13 protein-coding genes are annotated in these 21,757 nt (G+C 68.7%); 7 read left to right on the top strand and 6 right to left on the bottom strand.

Going from position 1 to position 21,757, the window contains the following annotated elements; all coding sequences use genetic code 11:
* Positions 1-1,337: 1,337 nt before the first annotated feature.
* Positions 1,338-1,886 (bottom strand): Dps family protein, encoded by a 549-nt coding sequence (locus tag C1930_RS15265; RefSeq protein WP_108753905.1) that lies wholly within the window; start codon positions 1,884-1,886, stop codon positions 1,338-1,340.
* A gap of 86 nt (positions 1,887-1,972) precedes the next feature.
* Between C1930_RS15265 and hrpA the strand changes: the two genes are divergently transcribed.
* On the top strand, positions 1,973-6,055 hold the full coding sequence (gene hrpA / locus C1930_RS15260; RefSeq protein ID WP_108772107.1) for an ATP-dependent RNA helicase HrpA: 4,083 nt from the start codon (positions 1,973-1,975) through the stop codon (positions 6,053-6,055).
* Between the two features lie 33 nt (positions 6,056-6,088).
* On the opposite strand, the gene C1930_RS15255 is transcribed toward hrpA, so the two are convergent.
* Complete coding sequence (locus C1930_RS15255) at positions 6,089-6,628, bottom strand: hypothetical protein (RefSeq protein WP_108772106.1); 540 nt, start codon at positions 6,626-6,628, stop codon at positions 6,089-6,091.
* A 132-nt stretch (positions 6,629-6,760) separates the two neighbouring features.
* Between C1930_RS15255 and C1930_RS15250 the strand changes: the two genes are divergently transcribed.
* Positions 6,761-8,917 (top strand): bifunctional (p)ppGpp synthetase/guanosine-3',5'-bis(diphosphate) 3'-pyrophosphohydrolase, encoded by a 2,157-nt coding sequence (locus C1930_RS15250; RefSeq protein ID WP_108772105.1) that lies wholly within the window; start codon positions 6,761-6,763, stop codon positions 8,915-8,917.
* Positions 8,918-8,947: 30 nt separating this feature from the next.
* The gene (locus C1930_RS15245) at positions 8,948-10,513 is read left to right on the top strand and encodes a hypothetical protein (RefSeq protein WP_108772104.1); all 1,566 of its coding nucleotides are present in this window, start codon (positions 8,948-8,950) and stop codon (positions 10,511-10,513) included.
* On the opposite strand, the gene C1930_RS15240 is transcribed toward C1930_RS15245, so the two are convergent.
* The gene (locus C1930_RS15240; protein ID WP_108772103.1) at positions 10,510-12,609 is read right to left on the bottom strand and encodes a glycosyltransferase; all 2,100 of its coding nucleotides are present in this window, start codon (positions 12,607-12,609) and stop codon (positions 10,510-10,512) included. The two genes, C1930_RS15245 and C1930_RS15240, sit on opposite strands and share 4 nt — an antisense overlap.
* A 95-nt stretch (positions 12,610-12,704) precedes the next feature.
* Here C1930_RS15240 and mrcB point away from each other — a divergent pair, with 95 nt between their 5' ends.
* Together mrcB and C1930_RS15230 are read left to right on the top strand one after the other, a co-directional pair.
* Complete coding sequence (gene mrcB, locus C1930_RS15235; RefSeq protein ID WP_108756955.1) at positions 12,705-15,143, top strand: penicillin-binding protein 1B; 2,439 nt, start codon at positions 12,705-12,707, stop codon at positions 15,141-15,143.
* Positions 15,143-15,676 carry a hypothetical protein gene (locus C1930_RS15230; RefSeq protein WP_108772102.1) on the top strand — a complete coding sequence of 178 codons (534 nt, stop codon included), beginning with the start codon at positions 15,143-15,145 and terminating at the stop codon, positions 15,674-15,676. Before mrcB ends, C1930_RS15230 begins: the two co-directional genes overlap by 1 nt.
* A gap of 143 nt (positions 15,677-15,819) precedes the next feature.
* On the opposite strand, the gene C1930_RS20455 is transcribed toward C1930_RS15230, so the two are convergent.
* The gene (locus C1930_RS20455; RefSeq protein ID WP_267895996.1) at positions 15,820-15,939 is read right to left on the bottom strand and encodes an IS3 family transposase; all 120 of its coding nucleotides are present in this window, start codon (positions 15,937-15,939) and stop codon (positions 15,820-15,822) included.
* A 555-nt stretch (positions 15,940-16,494) separates the two neighbouring features.
* On the opposite strand from C1930_RS20455, the gene C1930_RS15220 reads away from it, so the two are divergent.
* Positions 16,495-18,561 (top strand): ATP-dependent DNA helicase, encoded by a 2,067-nt coding sequence (locus C1930_RS15220; protein WP_108772101.1) that lies wholly within the window; start codon positions 16,495-16,497, stop codon positions 18,559-18,561.
* 9 nt (positions 18,562-18,570) lie between these two features.
* Complete coding sequence (tsaB, locus tag C1930_RS15215) at positions 18,571-19,284, top strand: tRNA (adenosine(37)-N6)-threonylcarbamoyltransferase complex dimerization subunit type 1 TsaB (protein ID WP_108772100.1); 714 nt, start codon at positions 18,571-18,573, stop codon at positions 19,282-19,284.
* Between the two features lie 509 nt (positions 19,285-19,793).
* On the opposite strand, the gene C1930_RS15210 is transcribed toward tsaB, so the two are convergent.
* Together C1930_RS15210 and gshB are read right to left on the bottom strand one after the other, a co-directional pair.
* Positions 19,794-20,678 (bottom strand): energy transducer TonB, encoded by an 885-nt coding sequence (locus C1930_RS15210; RefSeq protein WP_108772099.1) that lies wholly within the window; start codon positions 20,676-20,678, stop codon positions 19,794-19,796.
* Positions 20,678-21,625: a glutathione synthase gene (gene gshB / locus C1930_RS15205; RefSeq protein ID WP_108753894.1), complete on the bottom strand. Its 948-nt coding sequence runs from the start codon at positions 21,623-21,625 to the stop codon at positions 20,678-20,680. The genes C1930_RS15210 and gshB overlap by 1 nt, the downstream gene beginning before the upstream one ends.
* Between the last annotated feature and the right edge of the window lie 132 nt (positions 21,626-21,757).

The following is a 21,757-nucleotide window of genomic DNA, read 5'->3' as shown; positions in this document are numbered from 1 at the left end:
CCCTGCACCTGCTTGGAGCAACGTCAACGTCAACGTCCAGAGCGGGCTCTGCGTGGGATGGCGGGGCGGTGTCGGATTGCGGGGACGCCGCAAGTACGTCCGTGTAGGCTTGGCCGCGGCATCCATGCCGCGGACACCCCGCAATCCGACACCGCCCCGCCTCTGACAGGTTCACGCGGCTGTGGGTAGGTGTCGACCTTGGTCGACACATCTTTCAGATATCGAATGAACAAAATGGGGTCGGAGCCGTTTTCCTGCGGAAAACGGCTCCGACCCCAAGCTTTGCCGACAGATGGCGGGAAACTGTCGAAGGCGGGGTGGGTCCGGTTGAGGGGGTATCCGCGCCATGGATGGCGGCTGTGGGTAGGTGTCGACCTTGGTCGACACATCTGTCAGACATCGAATGAATCATCCACGCGTGGCGTGGCTCTACTGTGTCGACCAAGGTCGACACCTGCCAGAGCATTGGGCCGTTCCGGCAGATCGCGGAGGTCTGTCGAAGGCGGGGTGGGTCCGGTTGAGGGGGTATCCGCGCCATGGATGGCGGCTGTGGGTAGGTGTCGACCTTGGTCGACACATCTGTCAGACATCGAATGAATCATCCACGCGTGGCGTGGCTCTACTGTGTCGACCAAGGTCGACACCTGCCAGAGCATTGGGCCGTTCCGGCAGATCGCGGAGGTCTGTCGAAGGCGGGGTGGGTCCGGTTGAGGGGGTATCCGCGCCATGGATGGCGGCTGTGGGTAGGTGTCGACCTTGGTCGACACATCTGTCAGACATCGAATGAATCATCCACGCGTGGCGTGGCTCTACTGTGTCGACCAAGGTCGACACCTGCCAGAGCATTGGGCCGTTCCGGCAGATCGCGGAGGTCTGTCGAAGGCGGGGTGGGTCCGGTTGAGGGGGTATCCGCGCCATGGATGGCGGCTGTGGGTAGGTGTCGACCTTGGTCGACACATCTGTCAGACATCGAATGAATCATCCACGCGTGGCGTGGCTCTACTGTGTCGACCAAGGTCGACACCTGCCAGAGCATTGGGCCGTTCCGGCAGATCGCGGTGGTCTGTCGAAGGCGGGGTGGGTCCGGTTGAGGGGGTATCCGCGCCATGGATGGCGCGGCTAAGCCCCCATGGGTGAGGGCGCTTTGCTTGCGAAGCACTGCTTCGCAAGCGCCCGAACGCACAGCCGCCAGCGGCTGGGCCGGACTGGGGGTTTACGACGTCCCCCTAAACCGGACCCACCCCGCCAACCCTCAGCAAACCAGCTTCTGCTGTTGCCCTGGCTTCGGCTTGAAGCAGGTGCAGGGCTGCAAGCCCTGCCGAAACCCCCCCAAACCCTTACTGGAGGAGGGAGCGCAGCATCCAGGCGTACTTCTCGTGGGTCTGCAGGCGCTGGGTCATCAGATCCTCGGTCGGGGCGTCGTCGGCATCGTCGGCCACGTCCAGCACTTCACGTGCCGTACGGCACACCGCTTCGTTGGCGACCACCAACTGGCGTACCATTTCCCGCCAGTCCGCGCTGTCGGTCAGGCCCGGCTCCTCGGCAATCGAGGTCAGCGCAGCGAATTCCCGGTAGGAGCCCGGGGCATTGAACCCCAGGGCGCGGATGCGCTCGGCCACATCGTCCAGGGCTGCCCACTGCTCGGTGTACTGGGTCTCGAACATGGTGTGCAGCGAATTGAACATCGACCCGGTCACGTTCCAGTGGAAGTTGTGGGTCTTCAGGTAGAGCGTGAACGCATCGGCCTGGAACCGCGACAGACCGTCGGCGATCTTCTTGCGGTTGCCCTGGGTGATCCCGATATCGATGTTGGGTGCCGACGGCGCCGCCGCCGCAAGCTTCTGCTTACCGGTCTTGGGCTTGGTCGTGCTCTTGGTCTTCGCCATGGGGTTCCTCCTTGTGGAATCGTTGGCCTTCACAGTAAATCAGTCGTGATGACTGGTCGCTTTCAAAGTTTTGAACGAACCGATTGATGAACGCTATCAATAAAAATATGCCGTCCCGCCTGCGCCAACAGCGCGCCGCCATCAATGGCGCCATGAGCCGCGACCGGGGCCGTCTGCTGGGCATGCTGTCGCGTTGCCAGGCCAAGCCCGAAGATGCGGCCCTGGCCGCCACGTTCGAGCAGGCCCTGCAGGCATCGGTGCAGCGCCGCCAGCAGCGGGCGCAGCAGCAGCCATCCATTACTCTGGACCCGCTGCTGCCGATTGCGCGTGAAGCCGAGGCGATCATCGGCCTGATCCGCGACCACCAGGTGGTGGTGATCGCCGGCGAAACCGGTTCGGGCAAGACCACCCAGCTGCCGAAGCTGTGCCTGGCTGCGGGCCGTGGCCAGGCCGGCATGATCGGCTGCACCCAGCCGCGACGGATTGCTGCACGTGCGGTGGCCAGCCGCGTGGCGCAGGAACTGCACAGCGAACTGGGCCAGCTGGTCGGCTACCAGGTGCGTTTCAACGACAAGGTCAGCGACGACAGCCGCATCAAGTTCATGACCGACGGCATCCTGCTGGCGGAGATCGCCAGCGACCGCTGGCTGTCGAACTACGACACGATCATCGTGGACGAGGCGCACGAACGCAGCCTCAACATCGACTTCCTGCTGGGCTACCTGAAGCAGCTGCTGCGCAAGCGCCCGGACCTGAAGCTGATCGTCACCTCGGCCACCATCGATACCGAGCGCTTCGCCCAGCATTTCGACAATGCGCCGGTGATCAGCGTGGAAGGGCGCACCTTCCCGGTGGAAGTGCGCTACCGCGCGCTGGAAGGCGAGGGCGAACAGGAGGGCGAGCGCACGGTGAACGATGCCATCGTGTCGGCCATCGATGAAATCACCCGCCTGGATGCGCGGGGCGACGTGCTGATCTTCCTGCCCGGTGAACGCGAGATCCGCGATGCGCACCAGTCGCTGGAGCGCCGCAAGTACCGCAATACCGAGGTGCTGCCGCTGTACGCGCGGCTGTCCAACCAGGACCAGGACCGGGTGTTCAACCCGGGCCCGAACCGGCGCATCGTGCTGGCCACCAACGTGGCCGAGACCTCGCTGACGGTGCCGCGCATCCGCTACGTGGTCGATCCGGGCTTCGCCCGCGTCAAGCGCTACAGCCCGCGCAACAAGCTGGACCGCCTGCATATCGAGCCGATCTCGCAGGCCAGTGCCAACCAGCGCAAGGGCCGCTGCGGCCGTATTGCCGAGGGCATCTGCTACCGCCTGTATGCCGAAGCCGATTTCCAGGCGCGGCCGGAGTTCACCGATCCGGAAATCCGCCGCTCCAGCCTGGCCGGGGTGATCCTGCGCATGCTGCAGCTGGGCCTGGGCCGCATCGAGGACTTCCCGTTCCTGGAAGCGCCGGACGAGCGCGCGGTGGCCGATGGTTGGCAGCAGCTGACCGAACTGGGCGCGATCGATGCCGAGCGGCGCATGACCACCATCGGCAAGCAGATGGCACGCCTGCCGGTGGACGTGAAGCTGGCGCGCATGCTGGTGGCCGCGCAGGCGGCAGGTTGCCTGCGGCCGATGCTGGTGATCGCCTCGTTCCTGGGCATCCAGGACCCGCGCGAACGTCCGCCCGAAGCGCGTGGTGCGGCTGACAGTGCGCATGCGCAGTTCGCCGATGGGCGCTCTGAACTCGTGGGCGTGCTGCGCCTGTGGGATGGCTATCGCACGGCCCACGAAGACCTGACCCAATCGAAACTGCGCGACTGGTGCGGCCGCCATTTCCTGGGCTTCCTGCGCATGCGCGAATGGCGCGAGCTGCACCGCCAGCTGCGCTTGCTGTGCGAAGAGCTGGGCTGGAAGGAAGAAGCCAGCGATGCGGCGATGGCACCGCTGCTGGCCGGCAGCAGTGCGCCGGCCCCAGCGCGTGACGACGCGGCCGCGGTGAAGGCCACCCGTGGCCAGTTGCACCGCGCTGCGCGCCTGGCCCGCGAAGGCAAGACCGAGGCCGTGCCGGCACCGGTGGCGGCGCGTGCGCAGAAGGACGAAGTGCCTGCCGGGGGTGGCTTCAGCGAGCGTGTGCGCGCGGCCGCCTACCAGACCCTGCACCGTGCGTTGATCGCCGGCCTGCCCACGCAGGTGGGCCACCGCACCGACAAGGGCGATTTCCAGGCGCCGCGCCAGCGCCGCTTCCTGCCGTTCCCGGGTTCGGCGCTGTCCAAGCGCCCGCCGCCGTGGCTGCTGGCGGCCAACCTGCTGGACACGCAGAAGGTCTGGGGCATGACTCTGGCGGCCATCGAGCCGGACTGGGTGATTGCCGAACTGCCGCACCTGCTGCTGCGCAAGCACTTCGACCCGCACTGGTCGCGCGCGCAGGGCCAGGTGCTGGCCTCGGAACAGATCAGCCTGTTCGGCCTGGTGCTGGCCCCGAAGAAGCCGGTGCACTACGGCCGCATCGAACCGGGCGAGGCGCATGACATCTTCGTGCGCCAGGCGCTGGTGACCGGCGAAATCAACACCCGCGCCAGTTTCGTGGCCGACAACCACAAGGTGCTGGAACAGGCCCGCGAGGAAGAGGCCAAGCTGCGCCGCGCCGGTATCGTGGCCGACGAGGATTGGCAGGCGCGCTGGTACCTGGACCGCGTACCGCCGCAGATCCATTCGGCATCGGGCCTGGATGCGTGGTGGAAGACCCTGCCGCCGGAACAGCGCAAGGGCCTGCACTGGTCGCTGGTCGACCTGTTGCCCGGCGAAGGCAGCGAGCAGGAGCGCTACCCCAAGTATCTGGCGCTGGGCCAGGCGCGGCTGCCGCTGCACTACCGCTTCGAGCCGGGCAGCGACGACGACGGCGTAACCCTGGACGTGCCGCTGCACCTGTTGAACGCGCTGGATCCGGTGCAGTTGGGCTGGCTGGCGCCGGGCTTCGTGGCCGACAAGGCCGCGGCGCTGATCCGCAGCCTGCCCAAGGCCATGCGCCGCAACTACGTGCCCGCACCGGATTTCGCCCGGGCATTCTTCGAGGCCTTCCCACAACCCAGCGCCGACGCGATCACCGGCGAGCTGGCGCGCTTCCTGTCGCGTGCCACCGGCGCGCAGGTGGCGGCCACCGATTTCGAGCCCACCTCGATCGAGCCGCACCTGCACATGAACCTGCGGCTGCGCGATGAGCACGGCAAGGTGCTGGCCAGTTCGCGCGATCTGGACGCGCTGCGCGCGAAGTTCGGCAGCCGTGCCGGCGATGCCTTTGCTGCACGCGCCGGCCGCGAGATGGCGGCCGACGGCCTGCGCAGCTTCCCGTCCACGCCGATTCCCTTGCAGGTGCCCGGTGAAGCCGGCGTGCCGGCCTACCCGGCGCTGCTGGATGAAGGGGACAGCGTGGCGCTGCGCATCTTCGCCGACCGCCAGCAGGCCGAGGAAGCGCATCCGCTGGGCGTGCGCCGCTTGCTGGAAATCGCCCTGTCGGACAAGGTGAAGCAGGCCCGCAAGCAGTTGCCGGTGGGCGCCAAGACCGGCCTGCTGTACGCGGCCATTGAATCGCAGGAACGCCTGCGTGGCGATCTGGTGGATGCGGCGATGAACGCGGTGTTGGCCGACGGTCTGGGCGACATCCGCGATGCCGGCGCGTTCGAGCAGCGACGCGAGCAGGTGGCCAAGGCGCTGTTCGGCGAGGCTATGCAGCGGCTGAAACTGGCCGAGACCATCCTGGGCCTGGTGGGAGAACTGAAGCCGCTGCTGGAAGCGCCGTTGATGGGCTGGGCGCGCGGCAACCTGGATGACATGGAAGCGCAGCTGGTGGGCCTGATCCACCCCGGCTTCCTGCGCGATACGCCGGCCGATGCACTGGCCCAGTACCCGCGTTACCTGAAGGCGATGATTCTGCGCACCGAACGCGCCAAGCGCGATCCGCCGCGCGACCAGGCGCGCATGCTGGAATTGCATCCGTTCCTGGATGCGTTGCGCACCGGCGAGGAGCAGGGACTGCGCGAGCGCCCGCAATGGCAGGCCCTGCGCTGGGACCTGGAAGAGCTGCGTGTTTCCCTGTTCGCCCAGGAGCTGGGCGCACGCACCGGCATTTCAGCCAAGAAGCTGGCGCAGCGGGTAACCGCATTGCGCCAGCTGTAATCGGACAGCGCCGTGCCAGGCCCGGCGCCGCCGTTACTTGGTACGGCGCACCTTGGGCTGGGTGTTCACGCCTTCGACCTTCATGTACCACACGCCCATCATGCCGGGGCTGATGCTGACGTTCGGGTTCTGCTTGCGCACGCCGCTCACGCTGCTGGCATCGATCTGTTCCCACTGCTGGCCGTTGTCCAGCGCGTAGACCCGGCCCTTGCCGAAGCCACGGAACTCGCCCTGCAGGATCGCGTTGATCGGCTCCTTGCTGCCGAAATCGAAGAACCCACGGTTCTTCACGATCACTTCCTGGCGGCCTTCCTCGCGGGCCTCTTCGCGCACGGCGGCCACGGCCTGGGTGGTGGCCGCCTCCACCTTGCCCTGCAGCCAGCGGTTCAGCGACGCCAGTTCGGTGGCGGACAGCTTGTCCAGGCCGGCGGCCTGGAACTCGGCCGGGCTCATCTGCTGCTGCAGGTCGCCTTCCACCACGCGCTGGGCCAGCGCAGGGGTGGACAGGGCCAGCAGCAGCGCAGCGCTGGCCAACAGATGCAGCCGTGCACGGGGAAGAGGGCGGGAAACCATGGGCGGGACTCTCGTTTTGGATGACCGCGAGTGTAACGGCATGTGTTCATGCCCGGTCATGCGCAGCGCGGCGATTGTTCCTGAACGGTGCTGGCGCTAGTGTAGTGGACTCATTGTCCAACGTTCGATGCTGTGAACCGCGCTTCCGTCCCCGGCCTGGATGCCTTGTTGAACCGACCTTCGGCAGCGGTGCTGCCGGCCCCGCTGCGCCAGGCCCTGCGCGAGCGATGGCCGGGCGCGGACGCAGAGCCGTCCATGCGCGCGAACTGGTCGGTGCTGGGTGACACCCTGGATGCGCTGGCCATGCTCACTTCGGATGAGAGCGTGGTGCTGGCCGCGCTGTTGTTCGATCTGCCGGCCCTGCGCGAGCACCTGGACGCATTGCCGCTGGGCAACCATGCAACGGCCGTGGCCGGTCTGCTGGACGGCCAGGACGCGGCCGATCCGGTCTGGGCGCTGCACGCCGGCCGCGAAGCGGGCCGCAACAGCGAAGGCCTGCGCCGTCTGCTGCTGGCCATCATCCGCGACCTGCGGGTGGTGCCGATCCTGCTGGCCCGGCAACTGGCGCGCATGCGCGCGGCCGACAAGCTGGACGAACCGCAGCGCCGTGCGCTGGCCCAGCTGACCCGCGACATCCATGCGCCGCTGGCCAACCGGCTGGGCATCTGGCAGTTGAAGTGGGAACTGGAAGACCTGGCGTTCCGCCATCTGGAGCCGGACACCTACCGCCGCATTGCGCGCGAGGTGGACGAGACCCGTATCGCCCGCGAGCGCTACGTGGAAAACGTGAAGAAGGTGCTGTCGCGCGAACTGGCGGCGCAGGGCCTGCAGGCCGAAGTCAGCGGCCGCCCGAAGCACATCTACAGCATCTGGCGGAAGATGCAGAAGAAGCGGCTGGCCTTCGACCAGTTGTACGACATCCGCGCGGTGCGGGTGATGGTGGACGACGTGGCCGCCTGCTACGCCGCGCTGGGCGTGGTGCACGCGCTGTGGGCACCGGTGCCCAGCGAGTTCGACGATTACATCGCCCGGCCCAAGGCCAACGACTACCGTTCGCTGCATACCGCCGTGGTCGGCCCGGAAGGGCGCACGATCGAAGTGCAGATCCGCACCCACGACATGCACGCCCAGGCCGAACTGGGCGTGGCCGCGCACTGGAAGTACAAGGAAGGCGGCAAGGGTGCGGAAAAGGCCTTCGACCGCAAGATCACCTGGATGCGCCAGTTGCTGGAGCAGGCGCAGGACGGCCAGGGCAATGAACTGGCCGGGGCGCTGGATGCCGAATTGACCGAAGACCGGGTCTATGCGCTCAGCCCGAAGGATGAAGTGCTGGACCTGCCGCAGGGCGCCACGCCGCTGGATTTCGCCTACCAAGTGCACACCATGGTCGGGCACCGCTGCCGTGGCGCGAAGGTCAACGGGCGCATCGTGCCGCTGACCTACCGGCTGCGCAGCGGTGACCGTGTCGAGATCCTCACCGGCAAGGAGGCCGACCCGCGCCGTGACTGGCTGATGCCCGCGCTGGGCTTCCTGGCCAGCAACCGCTCGCGCGAAAAGGTGCGCAGCTGGTTCCACAAGCTGGACCGGGCGCGCAACGTGCATGCCGGGCGCGAGCTGCTGGAACGCGAACTGAAGCGGCTGGGCCTGCAGCATGCCGACCTGGCCGGCGCGGCGAAGAAATTCCATGCCGACAGCGTGGATGATCTGTACATCCAGGTGGCGCTGGGCGATACCGGGCCCAACCAGGTCAGCCGTGCATTGCTGGAAGCCGAACGTGCGGCCAGCCAGCCGGCCCCGGCGCCGGCCCTGCCGCGGCCGACCGCGCGCCGGGAAAACCTGGGAAAATCCAAGTTCACCGTGCAGGGCGTGGGCAACCTGCTGGTGCAGCTGGCGCGCTGCTGCCAGCCGGTGGCCGGCGAACCCATCGTCGGTTACCTGACCCGCAGCCGTGGCGTGACCGTGCACCGCGCCGACTGCGCGGCGCTGGCCCGACTGGCCGCGACCAGTCCGCAGCGGATCCTGCCGGTGGAATGGGGCCAGGCCGGCGGTGGCTACGAGGTGGACGTGGTGGTCGATGCGGTGGACCGCCGCTGGCTGCTGAAGGACATCACCAACCTGATCGCGCAGGAAGATGCCTACGTGCTGGATATCCACAGCGACAACGTGCGCAACAGCGGCCGCGCGCATCTGCGGCTGCGCCTGAAGGTGACCGACTATGGTCAGCTGTCCAATCTGCTGGGCAAGCTGGATGCGCTGCCGGGCGTGAGCGAGGCGCGTCGTCTGGGCTGAGCTTCACGCTGCCCCGGCTACCCTGCACGCATGGAACGCGAGCCCCCGCACCCCGCACACGGCACGGCGCACCCGGCGCTGGACCGTGTCCGTCGCGAGGGCCGCTGGTGGTGGCTGCAGGCCCGGCATGCACGCCGGGTGTGGCGCTGGGCGCTGCTCGCCGCAGTAGCGGTGTTCCTGCTGCTGGTGCTGGTACGCAGGCCGTTGGCCGACTGGTTCTGGGATGATTCGCAGATCGAGCAGTTGCTGGCCGAGGGCGACCGCGCGCTGGCTGCCGGACGCCTGACAGCGGCCGACGGCAGCGGTGCACGCGAGCGCTACCAAGCGGTGTTGGCACTCGATGGCGACCGCCCGTTGGCGCGCCAGGGGCTGGCGCAGACCGGTGCGGCCGCCTTGCAGCAGGCCCGCGAGCGACTGCAGGCTGGTGATCTGGACGGCTGTGCGCAGCGGCTGGCGCTGGCCCGCGAACTGCAGGTGCCACAGGCACAGACCGATGCCGTGGCGCAGCAGCTGCTGGCGCGGCGGCGTGCCGGGGCCGGCGTCGGCGCGCTGCTGGCGCAGGCCCGCAATGCCTTCGCGGCGGGGCGCCTGGACGAGGGAGAAAACAGCGCGCTGCCGCTGTTCCAGCGGGTGTTGGCCTTGCAGCCGGACAATCTGTCGGCGCTGGAAGGGCGCGAAGACGCGCTGAGCGATCTGTTGCAGGAAGCGCGCGTGCAGGCCGGGCAGGGCGCGTTGGCCGCCGCGTCGGAGACCGTGCAGCGGGCGCGCCGTTTCGATCCCGGGCATTCGGACCTGCCAGCCACCCAGGAGGCACTGGCCCAGGCCACCGAACAACGCCTGCGGCAGGCCCAGCGTGCGCTGCAGCGGCATCAGCTGGATGCCGCTGCCGAGGGATTCCTGGCCGTGCTGGCGGTGACCGCTGATGATGCTGCGGCGATCCGTGGCCGCGAGCAGACCCTGCAGGCGCTGCTGCTGCGAAGCCAGCGCCATGCCGAAGATTTCCAGTTCCAGGCCGCCGAACATGATCGCGGCCTGGCCACCGCGCTGGGCGCTTCGCCACTGGCCCTGCAGCAGGACCTGCAACGCGTGCAGCGCGCCCGCCAGGCCGAACAGGCGCTGCAGCTGCCGGGGCAGGGGCGTGCGCAGCGCGAGCGACTGCTGCGTGGGCATCTGGCCCGGATCGAACGCGCTGAACGTGCGCAGCAGTGGATCAGCCCGCCGGGGCACAGTGCCTACGATGCATTGCGCGAGGCGCAGTCACTGGCGCCGCGCGACCCCCGGGTGCGAGCGGCGGCGGCACGGCTGCTGCCGGCCAGCCAGCGCTGCTTCGACGACAACCTGCGGCAGAACCGCGTGCAGGCTGCCGGGGCCTGCCTGCAGGCGTGGCAGACCCTGGCGCCCACCGCATCGGCCTTGCCCGGCGCGCGGGTGCGCTTGGCCCAGCGCTGGCTGGCGATCGGCAGCGAACGCCTGGGGCGCGGCGATGTGCAGTTCGCTGCCGGCGCGGTCGAGCAGGTGCGGCGGCTGCAACCGGACCTGCCTGAACTGGCCGCCTTCGAACAGCGGCTGCGCCAGGCCGGTGGCCAGGCGGACTAGCGGAAGAACACGCGCTGCACGGTGGCGCGTGCGGCATCCAGCGAAAAATGCCGGGCGACATTGTCCAGCCCCGCGTCGGACAACTGCTGCCACAGCTGCGGGTCCTGGTACAGGCGCGCGACGGCGTCGGCAAAGGCTTCGGCGGTGTCGGCCACCAGCACGTCGCGACCGGCCTGCAGGTGCATGCCTTCCACCGCGCAGGTGGTGCCGACCACGGGCTGGCCGTGGGCCATGCTCAGGTTGATCTTGCCCTTCACCCCGGCGCCGAAGCGCAGCGGCGCGATGGCGATGCGCGCGCCGTCCATGTACGGGGTGATGTCTTCGACGAAGCCGTGCATCTGCACGCCCGGCTGGGTGGCCGCCAGCGCCTTCAGGCTGTCCGGGGCGCCGGCACCGATCACGTGCAGCTGCACCTGCGGCAACCGCGCGCGCAGAATGGCAAACACGTCACCGATGAACCACGCCATCGCATCCAGGTTCGGCGGATGGCCGAACCCGCCCACGAACACCAGATCGTGGCGCTGGGCCCAGGGCGCGCCGGCACCTGCGACTTCGTGCAGGTTGGAAATCAATTCGACCTGCACCTGCGGCGCATCGGCCTGCAGCTGCTCGCGCTCGGCGGCGCTGACCAGCACCGTCACGTCACACTGGTCCATCACCGCCAGTTCGCTGGCGCGGGTGCGTTCGGCGTTGCGCAACAGGCCGGCATCACCGGCCACTTCGGCACCGCGGCGTTCGCGCAGGTAGTGCAGATCGACCGTGTCGAACACGGTGCGTGCCTGCGGCGCGTAGCGCTTGACCAGCGGCAGGCAGGCGTTGGCGACGTGGTGGCGCACCAGCATCACCACATCGAATCGTGCGCCGTGGGTACGCAGCCAGCCGGCCACGCCGTCCAGGAACGGTGCATACCAGACTTCCACGCCCATCCGCTGCAGGGCTTCGGTGGCCTCGCCGGCATGCTCGCGGCGGGTCGGTACGAACACCACGTGGGCGCCGCCCTGCAGCAGCAGGCGGATCAGGTTCATCTGCCGCAGCGAGCCGGAATCGCGCTCGGGGCGGGGCACTTCCTCATCCAGGATCAGCACCTGGCGGCGACCGCGCAGCAGCAGGGCCGGCGAGGGCACCTCGCCCACCGCCGGGTGCGTGGCCAGTTCAGCGGCCCACTTGCTGGCAAAAATGCCCTGGTTGCGCACCTGGTAGGCCTTCACCCCGCTGCCGGTGTCGGTGCCGTTGCTGGTGCCTTCGTCATGCACCACGCGGCTGGCCGGTTGCACCAGCACGCGCAGGCCCTGCGCACGCACGCGGAAGGCCAGGTCGGTGTCTTCGTAGTAGGCCGGCTTGTAGCGGGTATCGAAGCCGCCCAGCTGCTGCCACAGGGCGCGCGGCAGCATCAGCGCGGCACCCGAACAGTAGTCGACATCGCGCAGGCTGGCGTAGCGCGGATCGTCGGCGGCTTCGAAACGGCCGTAGCTCCAGCCACTGCCGTCGCGGAAGATCACCCCGCCCGATTCCTGCAGGCGGCCATCCGGGTAGAGCAGCTGGCTGCCCACCAGGCCCGCGTCAGGCACGCTGTGGAAGGTGTCCAGCAGTGCGTCCAGCCAGCCGGGCTGCGGCACCGTGTCGTTGTTCAGCAGCACCACATGGTCGCCGCGCGCACGCGACACGCCGTCGTTGCAGGCTTCGATGAAGCCGCCGTTCTGCGCGCGCACTTCGTAGCGCAGGCCGCTGATGCGGGGCATCCACTGCGTGGTCTGGTCGCTGCTGCCGTCATCGACCACCAGGATCTCGCAGGGCACCGCCGGTGGGTGCGCCGCTAGTGCGCGCAGGCAGGCCAGCGTGTGCTGCACATGGTTGTAGACGGGAATGACGATGCTGACCTGCGGCGCATCGCTGCTGGGAACGCTGAACGGCGCGAAGGCCTGCGCCGCGGGCAGGTACAGGGGCGTGCGCGGTGCCGGCACGGCGCGCTGGGTGTGCACGCGGATGCGCTGCCAGGTGGCCCGCCAGCCGCGGGTACGCAGACTGGCCAGGCTGCGCTGCGCCAGGCCGGTCAGGCGGTTCAGCAGGTAGCGCCATTCGGCCAGGGACATCGCCATCCGGTAACAACTCCAGCTTAAGCAGGGAATCGGCGGGAATTCGCCAGCCACAGCGGCTGGGGTAGACTCGCCAGACCCTACATTGTCGCATTCCCGTGCCCCGACGCTACGATTCCGACGACATCGACGATCTCGACGACGACACCCCGACCGGTGACGGCCCCTCCTGGCGCAGCCGCCTGATCACCTGGAGCATGGCCGCCTTCGCGCTGGGCCTGGGCTTCCTGATTCCGTACACGCTGTACCTGAACCAACAGGTGACCCAGCGTTTCGGTGAACTGCGCTGGCAGATTCCGACGCGGGTCTATGCGCGCCCGCTGGTCGTGGTGCCCGGCAAGGCGATGGACGCGGCCACCCTGAAGACCGAACTGGCGGCCTCGGCCTACCGCGATGACGGCCAGGGCAAGGAGCCGGCCACCTACGCGGTGCAGGGCGGTCGCTTCACCATTTCCAGCCGCGGCTACAACGATGTGGATGGCCGGGTGGCGCCGCGCCGGGTGGAACTGACCCTGTCCGGCGGCAGCATCGCCTCCCTGCGCGACGCCGACAGCCGCAAGGCACTGAAGGCCGCGCGCCTGGATCCGGCGCGAATCGCCACCCTGTACGGGCAGAAGCAGGAAGAGCGGCGCCTGGTGCGCATGGATGAAGCGCCCGACCTGCTGGTGACCGGCCTGCAGGCGGTGGAGGACAAGGACTTCAACCGCCACCACGGCATCGATCTTTCCGGCATTGCCCGCGCCGTGTGGGTCACGATCCGTTCCGGCGGGCAGAGCCGCCAGGGTGCTTCCACGCTTACCCAGCAGCTGGCCCGCAGCGGCCTGCTGGGCATCGGCAAGGAACAGACCGTCACCCGCAAGTTCAATGAAGTGCTGTACGCGCTCATCATGGAAGCGCGCTACGACAAGCGCACCATCTTCGAGGCCTACCTGAACCAGGTGTACCTGGGCCAGCGCGGCAGCCAGGCGATCCACGGCATGTCCTCGGGCGCGGAATTCTGGTTCGGCCGCGATCTGTCGTCGCTGGAAACCGAACAGGTCGCGCTGCTGATCGGTCTGGTGAAGGGGCCGTCGTACTACGACCCGCGTCGCAACCCGGAACGCGCGCTGGACCGCCGCAACTTCGTGCTGGGCAAGCTGCACGAGGCGGCGCTGATCGACGATGCCGAGTACCAGCGTGCGCTGAAGGCGCCGCTGGGCGTGCCGAAGACGCCCGGCCTGGTGGCGGCCAACCGCTTCCCGGCGTACGTGGATCTGGTGCGCCGCCAGCTGGGCCACGATTACCCCGAAGCCGCCCTGCAGGGCGCCGGGCTGAGCGTGATGACCGGCATGTCACCGTCGGCCCAGGCCTATGCCGAGGGCGCAGTGACGCGCACCATCAAGTCGCTGGAAAGCAAGCGCCGCCCGGAACTGCAGGCCGGCATGGTGCTGACCGACGTGCACAACGGCGACGTGCTGGCCGTGATCGGCAGCCGCGAGGTGTCCGAGGTCGGCTTCAACCGTGCCATCGAGGCACAGCGTCCGGTGGGTTCGTTGCTGAAGCCGTTCGTCTATCTGCTGGCGCTGGCCCAGCCGGACCGCTATTCGCTGGCGACCTGGGTGGATGATTCACCGGTGACGGTGCAGCTGGGCCGTGGCCGCAACTGGAGCCCCGGCAACGCTGACAACCGCAGCCATGGCACGGTGCGCCTGATCGACGCGCTGGCCCATTCCTACAACCAGGCCACGGTGCGCGTGGGCATGCAGGTGGGGCCGGAGCGGGTGACCCAGCTGATCCACGTGCTGGCCGGCCTGAAGGCCGAGGCCAACCCGGCGGTCATCCTGGGCTCGACCGACCAGAGCCCCTACGCCATGGCCCAGCTGTACCAGTTCCTGGCTTCGGGTGGCGAGATCCAGCCGCTGCACGCCGTGCGTGGCGTGCTGGACCCACAGGGCAAGCTGCTCAAGCGCTATGACAAGACCCCGGCGCCGGCGCAGGAAGGCGATTCGATTGCCGCCAACCTGATCAGCATCGGCCTGCAGCAGGTGGTGGCCAGCGGCACCGCGCAGCGCCTGAATGCCGATGGCCTGGGCCGCCTGCAGCCGGCCGGCAAGACCGGCACCACCAACGATGGCCGCGACAGCTGGTATGCCGGTTACACCGGTGACCACCTGGCGGTGATCTGGATGGGCAACGACAAGAACGAGCAGGCCGGCCTGTACGGTGCCACCGGCGCCATGCGGGTGTGGTCGGGCATCTTCCAGCGCCTGCCCAGTGCCCCGCTGAAGGTCAGCAACAAGGGTCTGGACTGGCAGCCGGTGGCCGCCACCGGCACCAACAGCACCGATGAAGGCTGCCCCGGCGCGCGTCGTTTCCCGTTCGTGGTGGGCTATGCCCCGGCTTACGCGCCCTGTGCGCCGGCCAGCGTGCCCGAAGAGCAGGGCGGCGAAAGCGAAGGTGGCGGCTGGCGCAGCTGGTTCGGCCTGGACCGCAAGCCCGATCCGCCCGCCGAACCGGCCGCTGCCCCGGCCGCCACGACCCCTTCCCCCAGCCGGTGATGCCGATGAACCTTCGAACCCTGTATGCGCCGGTGGCCGTGGCCACCCTCAGCCTTGCCCTGGCGGCCTGCATGAGCAGTGCGCCGCAGGTGGTCAAGCCGGTGGACACCACCACCCCGGCACAGCGCCTGGCCGCCGTTGATGCGGCTGCGGGCCCGGACGACAAGGAACTGTCGGTGCAGCCGCTGCGTGATTCGCAGGTGGAAGACCTGCGCCAGGCGGCGTTGGCACAGCGCCAGGGCAATGATCTGGCCGCTGCGGCCGGCAGCCTGGACCAAGCGCTGCAGATCGTGGCCGGCGACCCGTCGGTGCTGCAGGAACGTGCCGAGATCGCGTTGCTGCAGGGCCAGTGGGGCGAGGCTGAGGCGTTCGCGCGCAAGGCGGTGGACCTGGGTTCGAAGACCGGGCCGCTGTGCCGGCGCCACTGGGCGACCATCGAACAGGCACGGCTGGCGCGTGGCGAGAAGGAAAACGCGGTATCGGCGCATGCGCAGCTGGAAGGCTGCACCGTGCCGGGGATCAAGCGGTACTGAGTCATTCCCCTCCATCGGGCGCTGCCCCCTCTGCGGCGCGCGCTCACCGATGGTGGGTCGTGATGGGCCGGGTGGGTGGGGCGTGCAGGACACGCCGTAAACCCATCCATGAAGTGACCCCCTGAAGTTGGACAGGTGGGGGATCAGGCGGCCAGCGCGGCCTGCTCCCGGTACTGTACGGGGCTCAAGCCCTTTAGTTTCAAGCGGATACGATTCTCGTTGTAGTACCGGAAGGTGTTACAGGCCTCTTCGGCGACCTGCAATTTGAAACAAACCTCATATCTATTCATGCAAACCTCGGGGTCGGATTAGGTGTCCAACTCCCGGGGGTCACTTCACCATGGGGGCTCGTAGGCGCCATCCATGGCGCCTGCGGTCCTGCACGCCCCACCCACCCGGCCCGCCACACATTGCGCGGGCCGCAGGCAAGAACAAAATCAGAATCAAAAGCGGGTCGCGCGCTGCGCGCACTCGCCAGGGGGTCGGATCCGTTTTCCGCAGGAAAACGGATCCGACCCCTTCTTGTTCCGTTACTCACACCGCTACTGGATCCAGTCGAGCAAGCTTGACTCTACGAAGCCTGTCCGTCCGTCACCAGGAACCCGTCGAGGGCGGGGGGCTGTGGGTTTGCGGGGTGTGAGCCGCATGGATGCGGCGACCAAGCCCCCATGGACGGGTTTACGGCGTCCCCGCAAATCCACAGCCCCCCGCCATCCCTCGGTGAAACCCTGAGCCATGAACGCACGTCGTTGCTGTTGCCGTTGCCCTGGCTTGAAACGGGTGCCGGGCAGCGCCCGGCCCGGTATCCTTTCCCTCTGATGTCCGACCTTGTCCACGCCAGCCGCGAGGCCCTCAGCGACGGCGGCGCGCTCGCCTCGCACCTGGATGCGTTCGTGCCGCGCCCTGCGCAGCTGCGCCTGACCGAGGCCATCGCCGATGCGCTGCAGCAGCGCGATCTGCTGCTGGCCGAGGCCGGTACCGGCACCGGCAAGACCTTCGCCTATCTGGTGCCGGTGCTGCTGTCCGGGCTGCGCACCATCATTTCCACCGGTACCCGCGCGCTGCAGGACCAGCTCTACCACCGCGATCTGCCGCGCGTGCGCCAGGCGCTGGGCGTGGGCCTGCGCAGTGCGCTGCTGAAGGGGCGTGCCAATTACCTGTGCCGCTACCGCCTGCAGCAGGCGCGCGGCGAGCCGCGCTTTTCCAGCCCGGAACAGGCCGCGCAGTTCCAGCGCATCCTGGCCTGGTCCGGTCGCTCGGAATTCGGCGATATCGCCGAGCTGGATGGCCTGGCCGACGATTCACCGCTGTTGCCCATGGTCACCTCCACCGTGGACAACTGCCTGGGCACCGACTGCCCGTTCTGGGAGGACTGTTTCGTGGTGCGCGCGCGGCAACGCGCGCAGGCCGCCGATGTGGTGGTGGTCAACCATCATCTGCTGCTGGCCGACCTTGCGCTGAAGCAGGATGGTTTCGGCGAGCTGCTGCCGGGGGCGCAGGCCTTCGTCATTGATGAGGCCCATCAGTTGCCTGAACTGGCTGCGCAGTTCTTCGGCGAAGGCTTCGGCATGCGCCCCTGGCAGGAACTGGGGCGCGACTGTCTGGCCGAAGCGCGCGGTGTGGGCGGGGCGCAGGCCAGCCTGCAGGACGGCGTCGATCAGTTGCAGCAGGCACTGCTGGCCCTGCGCCTGGCCATGGAAGGGTTGCCGCAACGGGGCACGCAGTGGCGCGCGCTGGCGATGCCGCAGGTGCGCGACGGCTTCGACACCGTGATGCGCTGCCTGGTGGCCCTGGAGCAGACGCTGCAGCCGTTGCGCGATGCTGCGGCGGGCCTGGATGCCTGCCATGCACGGGCACGTGAAGCGGTTTCGCGTCTTGCGCGCTGGCTGGGCGAGGACGAGCCGGTGCTCGATTTCGACGCGGACCCGAACGATGCACCGGCGGCGGCCGATGTGCTCTGGTACGAGCTGACCCCGCGCGGCTTCCGCTGCCAGCGCACGCCGATGGATGTATCCGGCCCGTTGCGCGAGCACCGCGAGCGCAGCCGCGCCGCATGGATCTTCACCTCGGCCACGCTGACCGTGGGCGGGGGGTTCGACCATATCGCCACGCGGCTGGGGCTGGATGATCCGCATACGCTGGTCCAGCCCAGTCCGTTCAACTGGCCCGAGCAGGCGCTGTGCTACCTGCCCGAGGGCCTGCCCGATCCAGCCGCGCGGGGCTTCGGTACCGCCTTGATCCAGGCCCTGCAGCCGGTGCTGCGCGCTTCGCAGGGCCGGGCGTTCCTGTTGTTTGCGTCGCACCGCGCGTTGCGCGAGGCCGCCGAAGCGCTGCGCGATGGGCCGTGGCCCTTGTTCGTGCAGGGCGAGGCACCGCGTGCGACCCTGCTGCAGCGCTTCCGCGAATCGGGCAACGGCGTGCTGCTGGGCTCGGCCAGTTTCCGCGAAGGCGTGGATGTGGTGGGCGAGGCGCTGAGCGTGGTGGTGATCGACAAGCTCCCCTTCGCCGCCCCCGATGACCCGGTGTACGAGGCCCGCCTGGAAGCGATCCGCAGCCAGGGGGGCAATCCGTTCCGCGACGAGCAGTTGCCGCAGGCGGTGATCGCGTTGAAGCAGGGCGTGGGCCGGCTGATCCGCAGCGAGACCGATCGCGGCGTGCTGGTGCTGTGCGACCCGCGCCTGCTGAACCGGGGCTACGGCCGGGTGTTCCTGTCTTCGCTGCCGCCGTTCCGGCAGACCCGCGCGCTGGCCGATGTCCAGGCCTTCTTTGCGCCACAATGGACGCCCGTGGCCGAGGACGCTGCCCCGCCGGCGCCGGGCGCAGCGGCGCCCGAGCCTGCTGCGGGCCCACTGCCGGCCCCCGGTGCCACGTTCCCCTTGTTCTGACCTGACCCGATGAAACTGCTCGCCTTTGAAACCGCCACCGAAGCCTGTTCCGTTGCCCTGCATGTGGATGGGCAGGTGCTGGAACGCTTCGAGATCGCCCCGCGCCGGCATGCCGAGCTGAGCCTGCCCTGGGCCGAGGCACTGCTGGCCGAGGCGGGCATCAGCCGCCGCCAGCTGGATGGCATCGCGCTCAGTCGCGGTCCTGGCGCCTTCACCGGTGTGCGCCTGGCCATCGCCATTGCGCAGGGCATTGCGTTGGCGCTGGACCGCCCGTTGCTGCCGGTATCGACGCTGCAGGTGCTGGCGCTGCGCGCGCCGGCCGATGAAGCGCAGATTCTGTCGGTGATCGATGCACGGATGGGCGAGGTGTACGCCGCACGCTTCGAGCGCGTGGCTGGCCTGCCGGTGGCCTGCGACGCCGAGCGCGTGTGCGCGCCGGCTGCCGTGGTGCTGCCGGATGGGCTGCAGGCGTACGGTGTGGGCAGTGGTTTCGCTGCTGCCGACGGGGCGCTGGTGGCGCAGCTGGGAGCTGGCTTGCGCGGATTCGATGCAACGGCATTGCCGCGTGCGTCCGATGTGCTGACCCTGGCGGTCCCCGCCTTCGCGCGTGGCGAAGCGATTGCCGCCGAACGCGTTGAACCGGCGTACCTGCGCGACAACGTAGCGCTGACCCTGGTCGAGCAGCAGGCCGCCCGCGAGGCGAAGGCGAAAGCCAACGGCTGAGCCCCTCGTGGCGGGGGCGTGGCGCGCAAATCCAATGCCGTGCTTGGCCGGGCGGGTGGGTTGCGCAGGGGACGCTGCAAGTACGTCCATGTAAGCTCGTAGGCGCCATCCATGGCGCCTGCGCCCCTGCGCAACCCACCCGCCCGGCCTTTGACAGTTTCCGTGCGCGTCCGCCACGGAAAATCAAAAAAGAAAAATCAAAATCAAAGTCAAGAGCCGATCGCTTCGCTCGCATCCACGCATGGCGTGGATCCACCGTGTCGACCAAGGTCGACACCTACCAGAGGAGAAGAAGCGCCGCGATCTGTCAGAGGTGGGGCGGTGTGGGCTTGCAGGACCGCAGGCGCCATGGATGGCGCCTACGAGCCTCCAGGGATGGATTCACGGCGTGTCCTGCACGCCCACACCGCCCCGCCAAGCCCAGACTCTCTACCGCTGCTCTGGCTGTTGCTGTTGCGCTGGCTCTGGCTCTGCAGCGGGTCCCGGGCCGCAGGCCCGGGCAGAAAAACCTACCGGTCGTCGCGCAGTTCGCCGCCGGGCAGGAACACCCACGTGCGGGTTACCTGCAGGATATCCACGCCGTCATCGGTCTTCGGCAACGCCGGGAACGGCTGCGCCAGCTTCACCACCCGCAGCGCCGCCTCATCCAGCAGCGGCGTGCCGCTGGATTTGAGGATGCGGCTGCTTTCCACGCTGCCGTCGCGACGCACGCCCACGCTGATCACCACCTGGCCACCCAGCCGACGCTGCCGCGCCTCGTCGGGATAATTCAGGTTGCCGACCTGCTCGGCCCGGTCCACCCAGGCGCGCAGGTAATTGGCGTAGGCGTACTCGCGGGTGCTGGCCGAAACGAACTTGCGGTTCGGCCGCTTCGCATACTGCGCCGAGCGCAGATGGACCTCGGCAGCCAGCCGGGCCATTTCCGCATCGCGCTGCTCGCGCGCGGTCATCGGCGCGTCCGGGGTCGGTTCCAGTGGGGTGGGGCGGGCCTGCGCCTGCGCCACCTGGTCCTGGCCGTTGCGGCTGCTGACCACCCGCGCCTGCGGCGGCGGCACCGCTGCGGCCGATTGCTGCTGCTGCGGCACCGGGCTCACGCCCGCCTGCGCCTGCGGCACCACGCCGGTCTGGTTATCGCGCGGGCGCTGGGCGCGGTCATGCTCGCCGCCCCCCTCCTGGTTGGCGGCGGCCAGGAAATCGGCCTGCTTGGGCGTCAGTGCCGTGCGGGTCTGGCTGAAGATCACTTCCAGGGTGGGCACCAGCGGTGCATCCCCCTTCACCGCAAAGCCCACGCCCAGGACCAGCAGCACGTGCAGCAGCACCGACAGGGCCAGGGTGGCGGCCAGCCGCTGTGCTTCGCGCGGCGGCGGGGGCAGCACGGCGGATACGGCTTCCATCAGCGCAGGCCGGCCTCGATCGCATCGAACAGGGTGCCGGCGATGTTCAGCCCGTACTGCGCATCCAGTTCACGCACGCAGGTCGGGCTGGTCACGTTCACTTCGGTCAGGTAGTCGCCAATCACGTCCAGGCCGACGAAACGCATGCCGCGGCGCTTCATTTCCGGGCCCACCTGGGCAGCGATCCAGCGGTCGCGTTCGCTCAGCGGGCGGCCTTCGCCACGACCACCGGCGGCCAGGTTGCCGCGGAACTCATCGCCCTGCGGAATGCGCGCCAGGCAGTAATCCACCGGCTCGCCGTCGACCAGCAGGATGCGCTTGTCGCCGGCGGTGATGTCGGGAATGAACTTCTGGGCCAGCGCCAGCTTGCGGCCGCCATCGGTCAGGGTTTCCAGAATCACGTTCAGGTTGGGATCGCCCTGGCCGCTGCGGAAGATCGAGCGGCCGCCCATGCCGTCCAGCGGCTTCAGCACCGCCTGGCCATGCTCCAGCGCGAACGCTTTAAGCGCCTTGGCATCGCGGCTGACCAGGGTCGGCGGGCAGCACTGCGGGAACAGCAGGGCGGCCAGCTTTTCGTTGTAGTCGCGCAGGCCCTGCGGGTTGTTCACCACGCAGGCGCCGGCGGCGGCGGCCAGGTCCAGCACCTGGGTGTCGTAGATGAATTCGGCATCGACCGGCGGGTCCTTGCGCATCAGCACCACCTGGCCGGGGCCGAACACGGTGCGGCTGAATGCGCCCAGCTCGTACCAGCCGGCCGGATCGTCGCGCACCTGCAGCGGGGCAGTACGGGCCACGGCCACGCCGCCTTCCAGGGCCAGCCCGCCCGGCTGCACGTAGTGCAGGGCGTGGCCACGGCGCTGGGCTTCCAGCAGCATGGCAAACGTCGTGTCCTTGGCGATCTTGATGTGGGCGATGGGATCCATCACCACGATGACATTCAACGGCATGGGCGCACCTTCAAGGCAAGGCGCTGATGGTAGCGGCAACGCCCGCCCCGTGCCTGCCCCGTGGCCTGCAACGCTGCGTCCCCGAAGCGGCGGCCGGGCCCGGTTCTGCGCAATGTCTGCCAAACCGGTCAC

Origin of the sequence: Stenotrophomonas sp. SAU14A_NAIMI4_8, from assembly GCF_003086695.1 — a bacterium.
GTDB lineage: Bacteria > Pseudomonadota > Gammaproteobacteria > Xanthomonadales > Xanthomonadaceae > Stenotrophomonas.
The sequence above is the reverse complement of the archived record's forward strand: the minus strand, read 5'-3'. Positions and strand labels throughout refer to the sequence as shown.